Origin of the sequence: Gordonibacter pamelaeae 7-10-1-b, from assembly GCF_000210055.1 — a bacterium.
GTDB lineage: Bacteria > Actinomycetota > Coriobacteriia > Coriobacteriales > Eggerthellaceae > Gordonibacter > Gordonibacter pamelaeae.
Genome location: NC_021021.1, coordinates 2,232,582 through 2,234,855, shown reverse-complemented (window position 1 = coordinate 2,234,855; position 2,274 = coordinate 2,232,582). Strand labels below are relative to the sequence as shown.

Sequence of the window (2,274 nt, the reverse complement as noted above, 5' to 3'; positions counted from 1 at the left end):
CGTTCGTTGACGGCTTCATCGAGCTGCACGGCGACCGCTCCTTCGGCGACGACGCGGCCGTGGTGGCGGGTGTCGGCTGGATCGGCGGGCGGGCCGTGACGGTGATCGCGCAGGAGAAGGGGGCCGACCTGAAGGAGCGCATCCGCCGCAACTTCGGCTGCCCGCAGCCGGAGGGGTACCGCAAGTCCCTGCGCCTCATGCGCCAGGCCGAGAAGTTCGGCCGTCCCGTCGTGTGCCTCGTTGACACGCAGGGCGCGTTCTGCGGCATGGAGGCCGAGGAGCGCGGGCAGGGCAACGCCATCGCCGACAACCTGCTGGCCCTGGCCGGCTTGCGCGTGCCCGTGGTGAGCGTGCTGGTGGGCGAGGGCGGAAGCGGCGGGGCGCTCGCGCTCGCGCTGGCCGACCGCGTGGCCATGCAGGAGCACGCGGTGTACTCGGTGCTCTCGCCGGAGGGCTTCGCGTCCATCCTCTGGAAGGATCGCACCCGCGCCCCCGAGGCGGCCGCCGTCATGAAGATGAGCGCCGCGGAGGCGTGCCAGATGGGCATCGTGGACGCCGTGCTCTCCGAGGGTCCCGCCCCCGCCCACGAGAACCCGGAGGCCGCCGCCGAGCAGGTGCGCGCCTACGTGAGCGCCGCCCTGGCCGAGCTCGCCGAGCAGCCGACGGAGGCTCTGCTGCAAGCCCGCTACGAGCGCTTCGCGAAATTCTAACGGCCGCCCGGCCGGGGGGCGTGACAGGGGGACGGGGATAATGTCACGCTCCCGAACGTCTTGCGCAGCCCTGTCGCACAGGGGAGCGTGACATTATCCCCGTCCCCCTGTCACCTGCTGCCATGCCCGGATCCTCGCTACCCCTGCAAAAGGTCGATCAGGTCCTCGCGGGTGAGGCTGGCCAGCGAGACGCCGCCTGCGCCGACTATCTGCTCGGCCAGATCGCTTTTCGCCTCCTGGAGGCGCATGATGCGCTCCTCGATGGTGCCCTTCGCGATGACCTTCTGCACGCTCACCACCTTATCCTGGCCGATGCGGTGCGCGCGGTCGGTGGCCTGGTTCTGCGCGGCGGCGTTCCACCAGGGGTCGGCATGCACGACCACGGAGGCGCCCGTGAGGTTGAGGCCGGTGCCGCCCGCCTTGAGGGATACGAGGAACACGGGCGTGTCGTCGGCGTTGAAGGCGTTCACCAGCGCCAGGCGGCGCTTCTTCGGCGTGGCTCCCGTGATGGTGAAGTAGCCCACTCCTGCGGCGTCGAGCCGTTCCGCAATGCGGTCGAGGAAGCTGGTGAACTGGGAGAACACGAGCGTTTTCTCGCCGGCGTCCCGTGCGGAGGACACGAGCTCCATGATGGCGTCGAGCTTGGCCGCGCCCTTCTCGTAGTTCTCGTAGAGCAGGCGCGGGTCGCAGCACAGCTGCCGCAGCTTAGTGAGCTCGGCGAGCACCTCCACCTTGCGCTGGTCGAAGCTGCGGTCGTTCTTGTTCTTGCGCTGCGCGGTCAGCTCCTCGCGTAGCCGCTGCTCGTGCGCGGCGTACAGGCGCTGCTGCTCGCCTTCGAGCGGAGCGTACACGATGGATTCCAGCTTGTCGGGCAGCTCGCGCAGCACGTCGGTCTTCAGGCGGCGCAGCATGAACGGCCCTGCGATGGCCTGCAGGCGCCGTGCCGCCTCCTCGTCGCCGCCTACGATGGGCAGCTCGAAGCGCTCGCGGAAGCGGTTGTACGGTCCCAGAAGGCCCGGCATGAGGAAGTCGAAGATGCTCCAGAGCTCGCTTAGGCGGTTCTCCATGGGCGTGCCGGTGAGCGCGAAGCGGTGGCGCGCCCGCACTCGCTTGACGGCGCGCGTGGTGAGGGTCGCCGGGTTCTTGATGTACTGCGCCTCGTCCAGCACGCAGCAGAACAGTTCGTGCTCCGCCCAGGCGGCTGCATCGATGCGCAGGAGGTCGTACGAGGTCACGAGCACGTCGCACCCGCCGCCTTCGAAGGCCTCGCGCCGCGACTGCACGCGCTCGCGTTTCGTGCCCGCCACGGCACGCACGTCGAGCTCGGGCGCGAACCGCTCGAACTCCGCGAGCCAGTTGTACACGAGCGACGCGGGGCACACGATAAGGGAGGGGCCGACCGTGCGCGCCTCCTCTCGCCGGGCGAGCAGCAGGGTTATGAGCTGCACCGATTTGCCGAGGCCCATCTCGTCGGCCAGCACGCCGCCGAAGCCCGCGTCGCAGCGCGCCGAGAGCCAGCGGAAACCCTCGGCCTGGTAGGGCCGCAGGACGCCTGCGAGCGCCG

Annotated in this window: 2 protein-coding genes; one reads left to right on the top strand and one right to left on the bottom strand. The window is 70.0% G+C overall.

Annotated features, from left to right (window positions below):
- On the top strand, positions 1-710 hold a 710-nt coding region (gene accA / locus GPA_RS10370), incomplete at its 5' end, for a carboxyltransferase subunit alpha (protein WP_331429723.1).
- Positions 711-847: 137 nt separating this feature from the next.
- Here the strand turns inward: accA and GPA_RS10365 are convergent.
- The coding region (locus tag GPA_RS10365) for a DEAD/DEAH box helicase (RefSeq protein ID WP_167536641.1) at positions 848-2,274 on the bottom strand (1,427 nt) is incomplete at its 5' end.